Origin of the sequence: Anaerotignum faecicola, assembly GCA_024460105.1 — a bacterium.
GTDB lineage: Bacteria > Bacillota > Clostridia > Lachnospirales > Anaerotignaceae > JANFXS01.
The window spans coordinates 1-389 of the sequence record JANFXS010000579.1; the positions used below are offsets into that span (position 1 = coordinate 1).

Sequence of the window (389 nt, forward strand, 5' to 3'; positions counted from 1 at the left end):
GAGATTTTTTTAAATTGATCATTTCTACTTTTTCGGCAATAAGGTCGAACGTATATACTTCATTATGCTGTGATAATAATACTGCGTTAGCTAAACCTACATAACCCATACCAGCTATTGTTATTTTCATTCACTTTGCTCCCCCTGTAATTCGTGTCCTTTGAAAACGTGTTTTTTTCCTGTAAAATAATTAATGACAATTACAAAAATTGTAATAAAACATTTAGTGATGAATTTATTGGTACTAAAAATTTCAACTAAAACAATTAACCCTAAATAATCTATTAACATAGTAGCGCCTCTTGCGACAAGGAATCTGCCAAACTCTTTGACTAATTCAGACATATTGGCGCATTTACTACAAAATACAAAATTTTTATTACAGATAT

The 389-nt window shown here is 29.6% G+C and carries 2 protein-coding genes; both read right to left on the reverse strand.

The genetic code is table 11. The features are described from left to right. A partial coding sequence (locus tag NE664_15480; GenBank protein ID MCQ4728034.1) for a UDP-glucose 6-dehydrogenase occupies positions 1 to 130 on the reverse strand: 130 nt, incomplete at its 3' end. Continuing rightward, the coding region (locus NE664_15485; GenBank protein ID MCQ4728035.1) for a GtrA family protein at positions 127 to 389 on the reverse strand (263 nt) is incomplete at its 5' end. The genes NE664_15485 and NE664_15480, both read right to left, overlap by 4 nt.